The following is a 14,892-nucleotide window of genomic DNA, read 5'->3' as shown; positions in this document are numbered from 1 at the left end:
TCCCCTCAGCGAATCGGCGGCGCGTACATCAGGCCATGGTCTTTCCAGCTGCGGTTGAGGCCGCGCGGGATGTTCAATGCCGTCTGCTGGCCGAGGTTACGGTCGTAGATTTGCGCGTAGTTGCCGACTTGCTTGAGGGCGCGATAGGCCCAGTCACTGTCCAGGCCAAAGGACTTGCCGATGGTGCCTTCGGTGCCCAGCAAACGGGCGATATCGGTGGATGCGCTCTTGTTGCCACGCAACTCGTCGACGTTATCCGAGGTCACGCCCAGTTCTTCGCCGGTCATCAGGGCATAGGCGGTCCAGGTCACAATATTGCGCCAGACCGTATCACCCTGTGCGACAAAGGCCCCCAACGGCTCCTTGGAAATCACCTCGGGCAGCAGCGCATAGTCCTTGGGGTTGTTCATCAGCGCCAAACGCGCCGCCAGCCCCGAAGAGTCATTGGAAATGGCGTTACAGCGCCCGCGCTGGAAGGCAGCGTAGAGTTCGGGGCTTTTTTCGATGACCACGGTTTTGTAAGTCAGGCCACGGCGGCCAAAATAGTCTTCCAGGTTTTGCTCGGAGGTGGTGCCCGGTGACAGGCAGAAAGTGGCACCGTCCAGGTCGGTGAGTTTCTCGATGCCGTCGGCAGCGTGGGTCATAAAGCCCTGGCCGTCGTAGAACCAGACCGTGGTGAAGTCCACGCCCAGGTTGGCTATGCGTTCAGCGGTCCAGGAAGCGGCACGGGACAGAATGTCGATCTCCCCGGAAGCCAGGGCGGTAAAGCGGTTTTTGGCGGTGGTGGTCAGGTACTCGACCTTGTCTGCATCCCCCAGCACCGCAGCGGCCACAGCGCGGCACAGGTCTACGTCCATACCGGTCCAGCGGCCCTTGTCATCGATCAGCGAAAACCCCGGCTTGTCACCTGCGACCCCGCAGCGCACGCTGCCATGGGCCTTGACCTTGTCCAGCACACCTGCCTGGGCAGCCTGGGCACCGGTCAACAGCAGGGCCAACAGCGGAGCCCCCAGCAAAAGCTTGGCCCTATTCAATTTGTGCATATCATTGCCCTTTTAAAATTCTTCTTGTTATGCCTGTCAACCACAATCCAACGGCAGGTGGCGGTTTAGGTGCACAATAAAGACGGCGGCATGGCGCGGATAGCGGCAATTGATCCACTATGCTGGACGGGCTATCGAATATTGGAATAAGTCTATGAACATTGACTGGTACGAAGATTTTCTCGCCCTGGCCGATACCGGCAAGTTCACGGCCGCGGCCAGCATGCGCAACTCATCGCAATCGGCGCTGAGCCGACGCATTCAATTGCTGGAAGCCCACCTGGGCGCGACCCTGATCGACCGCGAGCGCAACCCGGTGCGCCTGACCGCTGCTGGCGAAGCGCTGCTGCCCAATGCCGTTGAGCTGGTACGCATGGCCCGCGACTGCGAGCAAAGCGTCAAGGTGCTCAACCGGCCGCTGACCTTTGCCTCGCTGCATACCCTGGCGTGCAACTTTTTCCCGGGCTGGATCAGCCAGTTGAACAGCCCGCAGGCGCCGCTGTTCACCCGTATCGACACGGGCTATCGCAGCACCGACGACTACTACATGGCGCTGATGTCCGGGCGCTGCGACTTCATCCTGTTCTATCGCGACACCAAGACCGCACCCTACTCGCGCCAGAGCGAGTTCGAGGTCAAGTCCCTGGGTCATGACGAGCTGTACTGGGTGGCCACTCCGCAACTGGCGGCGCATTGCACCCAGACCGACGAACCGATCCCGCTGCTCAGCTATTCGCGCAGTGCGCAATTGCATGAACTGTCGCGTACCCAGATCAACCGTCACCCCCAGCCTCAGCGTTTGCTGCAGGTATTCGAGGCCACGGTGTCCGAGGCACTCAAACCGATGGTCGCCAGTGGCCAGGGGGTGGCGTGCATGCCCCACAGCATGGTGGCGCCGCTGATTGAGCGCGGTGAACTGGTGCGCGTGTACCCGGACATGGAGTCCGACCATCTGGAAGTGATCCTGGTGCGCTGGCGTGACAACCGCAACCCCCAGGCAGAAGCGCTCTGGCAGCGGTTGTAAAATCCACCTGATGCGCAAGCCCCTTGTGGGAGCGGGCTTGCTCGCGAAGCCAGCGCCTCTGTATTGCGGATACACCGCGCCGACCCAATCGCGAGCAAGCCCGCTCCCACAAGGCACGGTACATATTTACGACATCAAATATCACATGGGCTGGCTGTGCAGGCAGGAGTTTCGCTAAGCTCTGCGGTTTCCCATTGTCCTCAAGCGGTAAGCCCATGATTGAAGTCACCGAGGTGTCCATAGCCCAACTGCGCGCCGCGCTCGAATCCGGCCAGACCACGGCGGTAGAACTGGTACAGGCTTATCTGGCGCGGATCGACGCCTACGACACAGCTGACACCCCCACCGCCCTCAATGCCGTGGTGGTGCGCAACCCCCTGGCAATGACCGAGGCGCAGGCCTCCGACGACCGCCGGGCCAAGGGCCAGACCCTCGGCCCGCTGGACGGCATCCCCTATACCGCCAAGGACAGCTACCTGGTCAAGGGCTTGACCGCCGCGTCGGGCAGCCCCGCCTTCAAGGACCTGGTGGCGTACCGCGATGCATTCACCATCGAGCGCCTGCGCGGTGCCGGTGCCATCTGCCTGGGCAAGACCAATATGCCGCCCATGGCCAACGGCGGCATGCAGCGCGGGGTCTATGGCCGCGCCGAAAGCCCGTACAACGCCCACTACCTGACGGCACCTTTTGCCTCCGGCTCGTCCAACGGTGCGGGTACGGCCACGGCGGCCAGCTTCTCGGCCTTCGGCCTGGCGGAAGAAACCTGGTCGAGCGGGCGCGGCCCGGCGTCCAACAACGGCCTGTGCGCCTACACCCCTTCACGGGGCGTGATTTCGGTACGTGGCAACTGGCCGCTGACGCCGACCATGGACGTGGTGGTGCCCTTTGCCCGCACCATGGCCGACTTGCTCGAAGTGCTCGATGTGGTCGTCGCTGAAGATACTGATACCCGTGGAGACCTGTGGCGCCTGCAGCCCTGGGTACCGATTCCGAGTGTGGCTTCGGTGCGGCCGGCCTCCTATGCACAACTCAATGCCGGCAGCGAAGCGCTGGCCGGCAAACGCTTTGGCGTACCGCGCATGTATATCAATGCCGACCCCGAGGCCGGCACATCCGAAGCACCGGGCATCGGCGGCCCCACCGGGCAACGCATCATCACCCGTGCCTCGGTGATCGACCTGTGGCAAGCCGCGCGCAAGGCCATCGAAGCCCAGGGCGGCGAAGTGATTGAAGTGGACTTCCCGCTGGTTTCCAACTGCGAAGGCGATCGCCCCGGCGCGCCAACCGTGTTCACCCGCGGGCTGGTGTCCAAAGAGTTTATGCATGACGAGCTTTGGGAGTTGTCCGCGTGGGCGTTCGATGATTTCCTGCGCGCCAACGGTGACCCTAAACTCAACCGGTTGGCCGACGTTGATGGGCCGCTAATTTTCCCTCACGACCCGGGCACCCTGCCCAACCGTGAAGACGAACTGGCGGCAGGCATGGACGAATACGTGCGCATGGCCCAGCGCGGCATTACCCCGTGGGATCAGATCAGTAGCGTGCCAGACGGTCTGCGCGGCCTTGAAAAAACCCGGCGCATCGACCTGGAAGACTGGATGGACCGCCTGGGACTGGATGCCGTGCTGTTCCCGACCGTGGCCGATGTGGCCCCGGCAGATGCGGATGTGAACCCGGCGTCGGCGGATATCGCCTGGAGCAACGGCGTGTGGGTGGCCAACGGCAACCTGGCCATCCGCCATCTGGGCGTACCGACCGTGACCGTGCCCATGGGCGTGATGGCCGACATCGGCATGCCGGTGGGGCTGACGTTTGCCGGTCGCGCCTATGACGATTCGGCGTTGCTGCGCTTTGCTTCGGCATTTGAGGCAACCGGCAGCAAGCGCATGATCCCGCCGCGTACACCAGCGTTGACGTGATGGCATGGGCGGGATCTGTGAGCAGCGCCGCTCATAGGTCCCGCCCTCGCACCGGGTGGTAAAAACACCCCGCAATTCCTGTGGGAGCGAGCCTGCTCGCGAAGACATCCCCATTGCCCGAAAGACCGCGTCGCCTGCATCGCGAGCAGGCTCGCTCCCACATTACCCGCCCCCGCACCCGCTCCTGATCGACTCTCCAGACTCCAGCAAATTTTCTCCCCTGCCAGTCCCCGGTCACAATCGACAACATCACTGCATTTTTAGTTGTATACAATAATAACCAATTCTGGTTACATCATTGCACGCCTACGACTCCGGCAATCGCCGCTGCGTATTGCGATGGTCAAACACCATGCAGCTTGCACAGCCGCTTCAATTCAACGCGCCTTACCGGCGCATGTCATCGCGTATTCACTGCGCCCATGGGTGTGCCAGTGAACCGACCGCCCCTGCCCAGCCATGCTGCATCCGGCTGCCAGGGCTTGGCTCAAGCCGAAAACCGATGCCTGCAACCGCATCACGTTGAAAGCAAACTCCAAACGGAAGAGGAATACCCATGGCAAAGACTTTACTGGTTAAGAACGCAGAACTGCTGGTCACAATGGATGGTGAACGCAGGGAAATCCGGCGCGGCGGCCTGTTTATCGAAGACAACCTGATCAAGCAGGTCGGCCCCAGCGAATCCCTGCCGCAACAGGCCGACGTGATTCTGGACATGACCGGCAAGGTGGTTATCCCGGGCCTGGTCAACACCCACCACCATATGTACCAGAGCCTGACCCGCGTTGTACCGGCAGCCCAGGACGGCGAGTTGTTCAATTGGCTCAACAACCTGTATCCAATCTGGGCGCGACTCACGCCGGAAATGATCGCGGTTTCGACCCAAACAGCAATGGCCGAGCTGATTCTCTCTGGCTGCACCACTTCCAGTGACCATCTGTATATCTACCCCAACGGCTGCAAGCTGGACGACAGCATCCATGCCGCTGCAGAGATCGGCATGCGCTTTCACGCCGCACGCGGGAGCATGAGCGTGGGCCGTAGCCAGGGCGGCTTGCCGCCCGACTCGGTGGTTGAGAAAGAAAGCCATATTCTCAAAGAGTCCCAGCGTCTGATCGAGGACTACCACGACCCCCGCCATGGCTCGATGCTGCGCATGGTCGTGGCGCCCTGCTCGCCCTTCTCGGTCAGCCGCGACCTGATGCGCGAGGCCGCAGTACTCGCCCGCCAGTACGGGGTCTCGCTGCACACCCACCTTGCCGAGAACGTCAGTGACATCGCCTACAGCCGCGAGAAGTTCGGCATGACCCCCGCCGAGTACGCCGAAGACCTGGGCTGGGTCGGCCACGACGTCTGGCACGCCCATTGCGTACAACTCGACCAGCACGGCATCGAGCTGTTCGCCCGCACCGGTACTGGGGTCGCCCACTGCCCGTGCTCGAACATGCGCCTGGCTTCGGGGATCGCGCCGATTCGCAGGATGCGCGACCACGGCGTGCCGGTGGGGTTGGGGGTTGACGGTTCTGCGTCCAACGATGGCGCCAGCATGATTGGTGAAGTACGTCAGGCCCTGCTGTTGCAGCGGGTGGGTTTTGGCCCCGATGCGATGTCCGCCCGCGAGGCGCTGGAAATTGCCACATTGGGGGGCGCCAAGGTGCTTAACCGCAATGATATTGGTGCACTGGCACCGGGCATGGTGGCGGATTTTGTCGCTTTCGACCTTGGCCATCTGGCCTACGCCGGAGCCCATCACGACCCGCTGGCAGCGTTGGTGTTCTGTACCCCGACCCAGGTCCATACCAGCGTGATCAATGGTCGCGTGGTGGTCAGGGATGGCCACCTCACCACCGTCGACCTGCCGCGGGTGCTGGAACGCCACAACCAGTTGGCCCACCAGCTGGTCAGCGGTGAATAACCCCTTCAGGCCGTTGAGTTCCTGACAGGGCTCAACGGATGCAACTGAGAACGTGCTGTTAGACGCATCTAAAATAACAAAAGCGAGCTACTCACCATGACTTCTACCGCTTCCCCTCGTCCAGAAGACGAAAACCTCGGTACTGGCGCCAACCTGGCCTACGGCCTGCAGCACGTCCTGACAATGTATGGGGGCATCATTGCGGTGCCCCTGATCATTGGCCAGGCAGCCGGCCTTTCATCGGCCGACGTTGGCCTGCTGATCGCCGCTTCGCTGTTCGCCGGTGGCCTGGCCACACTGTTGCAGACACTGGGTATCCCTTTCTTTGGCTGTCGCCTGCCGCTGGTGCAGGGGGTGTCCTTCGCCGGTGTCTCCACCATGGTCGCCATCATTGGCGGTGACGGCGCAGGAGGCCTGCCGGTGGTGTTCGGGGCGGTGATCGTGGCTTCCGTGATCGGCTTGCTGATCACACCGCTGTTTTCCAGCATCACCAAGTACTTTCCGCCCCTGGTGACGGGCATCGTCATCACCACCATCGGTCTGACCCTGATGCCGGTCACGGCGCGCTGGGCCATGGGCGGCAACAGTCAGTCACCTGACTTCGGCAGCATGGCCAACATCGGCCTGGCGGCAATCACCCTGGTGCTCGTGCTGCTGCTCAGCAAGCTGGGCAGCGCCAGTATTTCACGCCTGTCGATTCTGCTGGCTATCGTTATCGGCACACTGGTTGCCACGGCCGTGGGCATGACCGACTTCTCCCGGGTGCTGGAAGGCCCGCTGGTCGCATTGCCCGAGGTGCTGCACTTCGGCATGCCCGAGTTCCGCCTCGCAGCCATCCTGTCGATGCTGATCGTGATTATCGTGACCATGGTCGAGACCTCCGCCGATATCCTGGCAGTGGGCGAAATCATCGACACCAAGGTCGACGCCAAACGCCTTGGCAACGGCCTGCGCGCAGACATGATTTCCAGTGCCCTGGCGCCGCTGTTCGGCTCCTTTACCCAGAGCGCCTTTGCACAGAACGTTGGCCTGGTCGCCGTGACCGGTATCAAGAGCCGTTATGTGGTGGCCACCGGCGGCCTGATCCTGGTGACACTGGGGCTGCTGCCGGTGATGGGTCGCCTGGTCGCCGCCGTGCCCACTGCCGTGCTTGGCGGTGCTGGCCTGGTCCTGTTTGGTACCGTCGCCGCCAGCGGCATCCGCACCCTGGCGCAGGTGGACTATCGCAACAACATGAACCTGATCATCGTCGCCACATCGATCGGTTTCGGCATGATCCCCATTGCAGCGCCCAACTTCTACCAGCACTTCCCGACCTGGTTCGAGACCATCTTCCACTCCGGCATCAGCTCGGCCGCAATCATGGCCATCCTGCTCAACCTGCTGTTCAACCATCTGCGGGCCGGCAACTCCGACCAGCAGTCGGTATTCGTCGCCGCCAGCGACCGTATCCTGCGCTCCCGGGATATCAGCTGCCTCAACGATGGCGATGTATTTCGCGATGGCAAGCTGTTCGACTGCAATGGCAAGGAAGTACCCGTGGTGGAGTCGGACGAGCACTACGAACAGTCCCCGCCCTTGCGTAAAAAGAGCTTCGAGCAAGAACACTAACCTGCCTTAAACCCGGCAAAACGGCGCTCAGGCGCCGTTTTGCATACTGCGCCGATTTACACAAGCAGCCAGCTTGCGAACTTTTCCCTGTTTATCTGTCTATGTGAGTACGCGTATCTGCGCGACAAGCGCGAGCTCCAGGCGTCAGTCAGCAGATGGCGACACATTCGAATGATATTCAGAGGTTATCTTCGCTCATGAAATTCCACGCCCCACGGATGGTGCTTTTGAGCCTGTTCGCGTTTGCGGCAATGGGCTCGGCATCAGCTACACCGACAAAGACCCCGCCCGCGGTTTTTGCTACTGAACCTGGAGCCGTTCAGACGACGGCTGCCAATCCCTGGCCAAGGCTGGCCGGTGAACAGACAGCACCCCTGCTTGCCCGTGACGACCACCACCGGTATGACAACCGCTGGCAAGCTCGCAGAGACGATCGCCGCAGAGAAAACTGGCGTCGCGATCAATGGCGTCGGGAGCAAGCCCGCCGCGAAGCCGAGCGCCGCCGTCATGACCGGGCCATGCACCAGCGTTACGACAACCATCACCGCGACTATCGTCGCTGAAAAAAACGGCTGCCGAGAAAGCAACCCCTGTACCTTTTTTAGCAGCCGCTCAACGCCGCCTGTGGCCGCTCGCCGGTAAAGAACAGTGGTCGCAGGCGCACGCCCACCGTGTTGCCGATAAACGCTGCCACCAGCCATACCCAGCCATGCAGGCTGCCTGAGGCGATGCCGCTGAAGTACGCGCCAATATTGCAGCCGTAGGCCAGACGCGAGCCATACCCGAGCAGCAGGCCACCAATCACTGCCGCCAGCAGCGAGCGCGGCGGGATTTTCAGGCTGGGAGCAAAACGACCGGCCAGGCCGGCGGCCAACAACGCACCGAGAACGATGCCAATATCCATTACGCTGGTGATGTCTTCCCACACCGGCGCGGCCAGTGCCTTGGCATTGCCCGGCATCTGCCAGAACCCCCAACTGCCAACATCAACCCCCAGTCCGCTTGCCGCCTTGGCGCCCCACAGCGCGAACGCCGAAGTAATACCCCACGGCCGCCCGGCCAGTGCCAGCGTGGCATAGTTCAGCAGCGCCAGACCTATCGCCCCCCAGACCAGAGGCCACGGCCCACGCAAAAAGCGGCGCAGGCCCTGATGTTCACTGGTCACCCCTGCTTCAAGGCTGGCGTGACGGGATTTCTCCAGGCGTACGGTCACTGCGGCGATGATCGCGAACACGGCCAGGCTCAGCAGCAAGGCGGGAACCACCCCGAAGCTTTTAACGATAGAGGTCGCCGGAAACGCAGGCAGGGCAAACCACCAGTCAACATGCTGAGTGGCGATTAATGATCCGCAGATAAAGAACAACAGGGTCACCAGCATGCGCGCATTGCCGCCGCCGACAGTGAACAGGGTGCCGGACGCACACCCGCCGCCCAACTGCATGCCGATGCCGAAAATAAACGCACCGAACACCACCGACACACCGATCGGCGCCACCAGCCCGACGACCGGCTGGCCAAACAGGGTGCCCGCTCCCAGCGCGGGGAAAAACAGCACCACAGCCACGGCCAGCATCACCATTTGCGCGCGCAGGCCTGCACCACGGCGATCATTGATAAAGACTCGCCAGGCCGAGGTAAAACCGAATGCAGCGTGATAAAGGGTCAAGCCCAGCGCCGCGCCGACGATCAGCAACAACACCTGGCGCGTACCGACATTGTTTTGCAGGAAAACAGCGCCCTGCAGCAACAAGATAAAGGCCAACAGCGGCGCAAGCGGTTTGCGCCCAGGGGTTATGGAAAGAGAACGACTCATGGAAATCCCGATACGTATGATTTGGCTGAATTGCGTGGCGGCAAAGTATACCCCAGGCGGGGCTGCGGCCTAACCGTTTGACTTAGTAAGGCGCCAAGATAAACTGCGCCTTATGAATACTTTAGAGAACAAGCACCACATCATGCTGCGTGAACTAGAGAGCGCAGCGCCCGAGGTCAGGGACAGCGTAAAGCTGTGTTTCGAGTTGCTCTCGGCGGCAGCGGCGATCAATCGCGCCTGCGCAACACGGCTGGCCAGCTACAACCTGTCGGAGGGCCGTTTTGTCATCATGCTGACCCTCAAAAACGCGGGAGGCAAGCTCTCCCCTCTGGAACTGGCGACCCGATTGTCGATTACCACGGGAACGGTCACCGGGCTGCTCGATGGTTTGCAGCGCGCCGCGTTGATCAAGCGCAAAACCGACCCGACGGACCGGCGCAAATTGATTATTACGCTGACAGCGCAAGGCAAGCGCGTGGTCGATGACGTTTTTGTCGAGCACACCGCCTGGATCAGCGGAATGATCCAGGACTTGCCTCCCGGGCAACGCCAGGCCCTGGCCGAGTCGATCTATTGCCTCTCGGCCAGCCAAGCGCTCGACCTCGCTACAAAAGCTGGTCGATAGCCATTTGAGCAGCAAGGCGTTGCAAGCCAACGACAAGGCGCCGCTGGCGATACTCAAGGACGAGAACGGGTAGAACGTCGATCTGCGCGATTTTCTCGACATGGGGCCGTGAGTGCATACCAGCAGATGGTCAGTGATCTAACGGCCGCTGGGGCGACGCTGGTTGCCGTCTCGGCGCAGACGCCGCAGTTCACGGGTAAAACCCGTGAAGCGCTGGGGATCACTTACCTGCTGCTCAGTGATATCGGCAACCACCTTGCCCGTCAGTACGGCATTGTTTTCGAGCTTGAGGACGAACTGGACCAAATCTACCGTTCCCTGGGTGCGGACCTCAAGAGCGTCAACGGGTCTGACTCGCTGACACTGCCACTGGCCAGTGCATTTGTAATCGACCAGGATGCGGTAATACGCGAAGCGTTCTTCAACCTGGACTACGCGCAACGGGTGGAGCCTGAGGAATTGATTGCGGCAGTCGGCCGCGTTTGACCCAAGCAGCGTGCATGCAGGCATCAGCTCATGTGTGCGCCACAAAACCTGTGGGAGCGCGGCTTGCCCGCGATGGCATCCATACGGTGAGCCTGCCAGACCGCGTCGCCTGCATCACAATGAATCCTGCAAACCGCAGCTCTTAACTACGACACAAAACCTGTGGGAGCGTGGCTTGCCCGCGATGGTATCCATACGGTGAGCCTGCCAGACCGCGCCGCCTGCATCGCGAGCAAGCCCGCTCCCACAATTAATCCTGCAAACCGCAGCTCTTAAGTACGCCACAAAACCTGTGGGAACGCGGCTTGCCCGCGATGGCATCCATACGGTGAGCCTGCCAGACCGCGCCGCCTGCATCGCGAGCAAGCCCGCTCCCACAATGAATCCTGCAAACCGCAGCTCTTAACTACGACACAAAACCTGTGGGAGCGCGGCTTGCCCGCGATGGCATCCATACGGTGAGCCTGCAGACCGCGCCACCTGCATCGCGATGCAAGCCCGCTCCCACACTATTCCCTGCGCCCGCCCGCTACATCCCCAGCCAATTCGGCAACGCCAGCGACACAAACGGCACATAGGTCACCAGCACCAGGAACGCCAGCATCACCAGTAACCACGGCGATACCGCACGTACCACCCGAGTGAGCGGCATGCCCGTGACCGCCGAGGTGACAAACAGGTTTAGCCCGGTGGGTGGGGTGATCAGGCCGATTTCCATATTCACCACCATGATGATGCCCAGGTGGATCGGATCAATGCCCAGTTGCATGGCAATCGGGAACAGGATCGGCGCCAGAATCAGGATGATTGCCGAAGGCTCCATAAAAGTCCCTGCAACCAACAGCACAATATTGACCACCAACAGGAACTCAATCGGGGTAAAGCCCTGCTCCACCACCCAGGCGGTAATCGACTGCGGGATCTGCTCGGTGGTCAGCACATGGGCAAAAAGCATGGCGTTGGCAATGATAAACATCAGCACCACGCTCAGCTTGCCCGCCTCGACAATCACCTTCGGGCATTCGCGGACGGTCATGTCCTTGTAGATAAAGATCGCCACGAACGCTGCATACACCGCCGCCACAGCAGCCGCTTCGGTAGGGGTGAACATGCCCGAGTAAATACCGCCGAGAATGATCACGATCAACATCAGGCCCCAGCCGGCACGGCGCCCGGCGGTGACGATTTCCTTGAACGAGGCCCGGGGCAGCGATGGCATGTCCTTGACCCGCGCCAGGATGTAGATGGTCACCATCAATACCAGCCCCAGCAACAGACCCGGCACAACACCGGCCATAAACAGCTTGCCCACCGAGGTTTCGGTGGCGGTAGCGTAAACCACCATGACGATCGACGGCGGAATCAGGATGCCCAGGGTCCCGGCGTTACAGACGATACCGGCAGCAAAATCCTGCTTGTAGCCAGAACGGACCATGCCGGCGATAACGATCGAGCCCACCGCCGCCACCGTGGCCGGAGAAGAGCCACTCAGCGCCGCAAACAGCATGCAGGCCAGGATTGCGGCGATGGCCAGGCCACCCTTGATATGCCCGACGCAGGCGTTGGCGAAATCGATCAGGCGCCGGGCCACGCCGCCGCTGGTCATGAATGCACCCGATAGCAGGAAAAACGGGATCGCCAGCAATGTGTAGTGCTCGCTGGTTTCAAACAGCTTGATCGCCAGCGAACGCACCGAGTCGTTACTGAAGAACAGAATGGTCATGGCCCCGGACAAGCCCAGGGAAATCGCCACCGGAATACCGACAAACATCAGCACGAACAGGGCGACAAAAAGGAAGGCAATAGTCATTTTGGAGTCCCCTGCTGGTCGTTTTCCGCCAGTTTGACGGCGTCCTCCACTTCACTGTGCAAGCCCAGGCCTTGCTGCTTGCCCTGAATGATGCGGATAAAAACCTGCAGAAAACGCACAAACATCAAGGCAAAACCGATCGGCACGATCATCACGATTTGCCATTGCCTGATACCGAAGCGGTCCAGGTCTTCGGCACTGGTGCCAACGGCATACAACGTGGCCACCCACTGCTCGCTGGAGTACGCCATCAGCACGCAATAGCCCAGGCAAATGGCCACTGCCAGCAAGGCCACCCGCCGCTGATTGGCAGGCTTGAACTGGCGCACCAGCAAGTCGACGCCAATATGCGCGCCAATGCGCACGCCCCAGGCCAGGCCGACAAAAATCAGCCAGCCGAACATGGCCTTGGTCAGGGCCACACTCCAGGTCATCTCCTGGGCGACGTAGAGAATACTGTCGCCGATGCCGAGCAGGGTCTCGTTGGCGAACGGCAGCGAGTCCCCCAGGGAATAGAAAACACCATAGAGGTTGTTGAATACGACATACGCGAAGGTGACCAGGGTCATGCCTGCAAGCAGGAATGCCACCAGCATTTCTTCCGCGTGATTCCAGACACGAACGGCTGCGTGCATGGGTAATCTCCCTTGAAAGAACGGTCGAGAAACGACAAAGCAAAGGTTGCCGTGGCGATCCCCTGCGGGACCACCGACGGCAATCAGCGCTGGCGACTATTAACTGCTTTGGTTGGCCTGCTCGGCGGCCGCGATCACATCAGGGCCGATGTCGCTCTCGAACTTCTTCCATACCGGGCGCATGGCTTCACGCCACAACTCGCGCTGTTCCGGGGTAAGGATGATGATTTCGCTGTTGCCGGAATCGGCAATGCGCTGGCGGGAAGCCTGGTTAAGCGCCTCGGCCTGCTTGTTCACCTCCACGGTGACCTCGGCCATGACCGCATCCAGGGTGTTGCGCACCTCTTCAGGCAGGCCATTCCAGAACTTGGTATTGGTGATCACCATGTAATCGATGGCGCCATGGTTGGACTCGGTGAAGAACTTCTGCACCTCATAGACGTTCTGGCTTTCGTAGTTGGACCAGGTATTCTCGGTGCCATTCACCACACCGGTCTGCAAGCCCTGATAAACCTCGGCAAAACTCATCTTGCGTGGCGCCGCGCGCAGGGCCTTGAACTGCTCATCCAGCACGGCGGAAGCCTGTACGCGGAACTTCAGGCCGCGGGCGTCCTTGGGCTCGTAGAGCGCTTTGTTGGCGGACAGTTGCTTCATCCCGTTATGCCAGTAACCAAGCCCGGTAATGCCCTTGCCCTCCATCGACTTGAGCAGAGCCTGACCTTGCGGGCTTTGCTGGAAACGGTCGAGGGCCTGGATATCAGTGAACAGAAAGGGCAAATCGAAAATCTGGATCGGCTTGGAGTAATGCTCGAACTTGGCCAGCGACGGCGCCAGCAGTTGCACGTCACCCAGCAGCAGCGCTTCCATTTCCTTGCCGTCGCCAAACAGCGAGGAGTTCGGATAGACCTCGACCTTGACCTGCCCGGGCAGGCGTTCCTCGGCCAGTTTCTTGAACAACAGCGCGCCCTGCCCCTTGGGTGTGTGCTCGGCGACAACGTGGGCGAATTTGATGCTGATGGGGTCGGCAGCGCCCGCAAAACCTGCGAATAATGGCAATGCGCAGGCCAGAGCCTTGAGAGTGTGCTTGAACATGGGACATACCTCTTGTTGTTATAGATTTGGTAGTGCCTGGTGTTGCCTGTGCTGCGTTTAACCGCTTCGCCTGGCCTCAGTTACAAGGCAGACCGGCCCGGCGCAATACCCGCCGGGCAAGGCCGATGACCGGGGCATCGACCATTTGCCCGTCAAGCACAAACACCCCGCCTGTGGATGCAACCGCATCCAGAACCCGCCGCGCCCAGTCCAGCTCGTCCTGACGCGGCATAAAAGCGGCGTGAATCACTGCCACCTGACCAGGATGAATGCACAGCAGGCCGCCAAAGCCCATATCCCTGGCATCGGCGGCCATGCGGGCCATGCCGGCGCTGTTGTTGATGTCCGCAAATACACTGTCCAGCGGCGGCGCCAGTTGCGCCAGGACGCTGTGCAGCAAAATGGCGTAGCGGGCCTGATCGAGAATGCGCTGCGCGCCAGCCGTATCGCTGGCCAGGCCCAGGTCCAGGCCCATGTCCAGCGCACCGAAACTCAGGCGCTCCACCCCGCGAGCCCGGGCAATGGCCGGCAATTCAAGCAAGCCCCTGGCGCTTTCGATAATCGGCCACACCGGCTTGCCACACGCCGCAGCCTGTTCGACCTGTGCAGCGCTTTCGGCCTTGGGCAGCAATACCGCCACCACGCCGGGCTGGCGACGGCACAACTCGATATCGGCTGCCTGCTGCTGATGCTGCGGCGCATTGATCCGCACCAGCACCCTGGCCTGCGGATTGTCATTAAGGAAAGCATCCAGACTGGCGCGGGCCTGGGCCTTGAGGTCCTCGGCCACAGCGTCTTCCAGATCGACGATCACCTGATCGGCGCCGCTTTGCAGCGCCTTGGGTATCCGCTCGGGGCGAGTAGCCGGGACGAACAGCGCTGAACGTATGCTGGTGTTATCCATCACGATGCTCCATGC

At 61.2% G+C, this 14,892-nt stretch carries 13 protein-coding genes; 7 read left to right on the top strand and 6 right to left on the bottom strand.

Annotation, left to right across the window (positions count from 1 at the left end; genetic code table 11):
- Positions 1-5 precede the first annotated feature (5 nt).
- Positions 6-1,043 carry an amino acid ABC transporter substrate-binding protein gene (locus tag ACP7BE_RS02615; RefSeq protein WP_095000507.1) on the bottom strand — a complete coding sequence of 346 codons (1,038 nt, stop codon included), beginning with the start codon at positions 1,041-1,043 and terminating at the stop codon, positions 6-8.
- Between the two features lie 154 nt (positions 1,044-1,197).
- Between ACP7BE_RS02615 and ACP7BE_RS02610 the strand changes: the two genes are divergently transcribed.
- From ACP7BE_RS02610 to ACP7BE_RS02590, 5 genes are all read left to right on the top strand, one after another.
- A complete protein-coding gene (locus ACP7BE_RS02610; protein WP_095000508.1) occupies positions 1,198-2,067 on the top strand; it encodes a LysR family transcriptional regulator in 870 nt (289 codons plus the stop codon).
- A gap of 215 nt (positions 2,068-2,282) precedes the next feature.
- On the top strand, positions 2,283-3,986 hold the full coding sequence (locus tag ACP7BE_RS02605) for an amidase (RefSeq protein ID WP_146540973.1): 1,704 nt from the start codon (positions 2,283-2,285) through the stop codon (positions 3,984-3,986).
- Between the two features lie 556 nt (positions 3,987-4,542).
- Entirely contained in the window at positions 4,543-5,901 is a 1,359-nt protein-coding gene (locus tag ACP7BE_RS02600) for an 8-oxoguanine deaminase (RefSeq protein WP_095000519.1), read from the top strand.
- Positions 5,902-5,997: 96 nt separating this feature from the next.
- A complete protein-coding gene (locus ACP7BE_RS02595; RefSeq protein ID WP_095000520.1) occupies positions 5,998-7,512 on the top strand; it encodes a nucleobase:cation symporter-2 family protein in 1,515 nt (504 codons plus the stop codon).
- Between the two features lie 197 nt (positions 7,513-7,709).
- Positions 7,710-8,075, top strand: a complete 366-nt coding sequence (locus ACP7BE_RS02590; RefSeq protein ID WP_176464265.1) for a hypothetical protein — start codon at positions 7,710-7,712, stop codon at positions 8,073-8,075.
- Between the two features lie 38 nt (positions 8,076-8,113).
- On the opposite strand, the gene ACP7BE_RS02585 is transcribed toward ACP7BE_RS02590, so the two are convergent.
- Positions 8,114-9,325, bottom strand: coding sequence for a YeeE/YedE family protein (locus tag ACP7BE_RS02585; RefSeq protein ID WP_095000522.1), 1,212 nt, complete (start codon positions 9,323-9,325; stop codon positions 8,114-8,116).
- A 142-nt stretch (positions 9,326-9,467) separates the two neighbouring features.
- Between ACP7BE_RS02585 and ACP7BE_RS02580 the strand changes: the two genes are divergently transcribed.
- Together ACP7BE_RS02580 and ACP7BE_RS02575 are read left to right on the top strand one after the other, a co-directional pair.
- Positions 9,468-9,950 carry a MarR family winged helix-turn-helix transcriptional regulator gene (locus ACP7BE_RS02580; RefSeq protein ID WP_170943704.1) on the top strand — a complete coding sequence of 161 codons (483 nt, stop codon included), beginning with the start codon at positions 9,468-9,470 and terminating at the stop codon, positions 9,948-9,950.
- Between the two features lie 108 nt (positions 9,951-10,058).
- The gene (locus ACP7BE_RS02575; protein WP_198417394.1) at positions 10,059-10,436 is read left to right on the top strand and encodes a redoxin domain-containing protein; all 378 of its coding nucleotides are present in this window, start codon (positions 10,059-10,061) and stop codon (positions 10,434-10,436) included.
- A 529-nt stretch (positions 10,437-10,965) separates the two neighbouring features.
- Here the strand turns inward: ACP7BE_RS02575 and dctM are convergent.
- From dctM to ACP7BE_RS02555, 4 genes are all read right to left on the bottom strand, one after another.
- Complete coding sequence (dctM, locus tag ACP7BE_RS02570) at positions 10,966-12,246, bottom strand: C4-dicarboxylate TRAP transporter large permease protein DctM (protein WP_095000525.1); 1,281 nt, start codon at positions 12,244-12,246, stop codon at positions 10,966-10,968.
- Complete coding sequence (locus ACP7BE_RS02565) at positions 12,243-12,881, bottom strand: TRAP transporter small permease (protein WP_095000526.1); 639 nt, start codon at positions 12,879-12,881, stop codon at positions 12,243-12,245. Before ACP7BE_RS02565 ends, dctM begins: the two co-directional genes overlap by 4 nt.
- A 99-nt stretch (positions 12,882-12,980) precedes the next feature.
- Positions 12,981-13,973 (bottom strand): TRAP transporter substrate-binding protein, encoded by a 993-nt coding sequence (locus ACP7BE_RS02560; RefSeq protein WP_095000527.1) that lies wholly within the window; start codon positions 13,971-13,973, stop codon positions 12,981-12,983.
- Between the two features lie 76 nt (positions 13,974-14,049).
- The gene (locus ACP7BE_RS02555) at positions 14,050-14,877 is read right to left on the bottom strand and encodes an HpcH/HpaI aldolase/citrate lyase family protein (RefSeq protein ID WP_426104603.1); all 828 of its coding nucleotides are present in this window, start codon (positions 14,875-14,877) and stop codon (positions 14,050-14,052) included.
- Positions 14,878-14,892 lie beyond the last annotated feature (15 nt).

This window comes from Pseudomonas sp. TWR1-1-3 (assembly GCF_049896805.1).
Lineage (GTDB): Bacteria > Pseudomonadota > Gammaproteobacteria > Pseudomonadales > Pseudomonadaceae > Aquipseudomonas > Aquipseudomonas bubulae.
The sequence above is the reverse complement of the archived record's forward strand: the minus strand, read 5'-3'. Positions and strand labels throughout refer to the sequence as shown.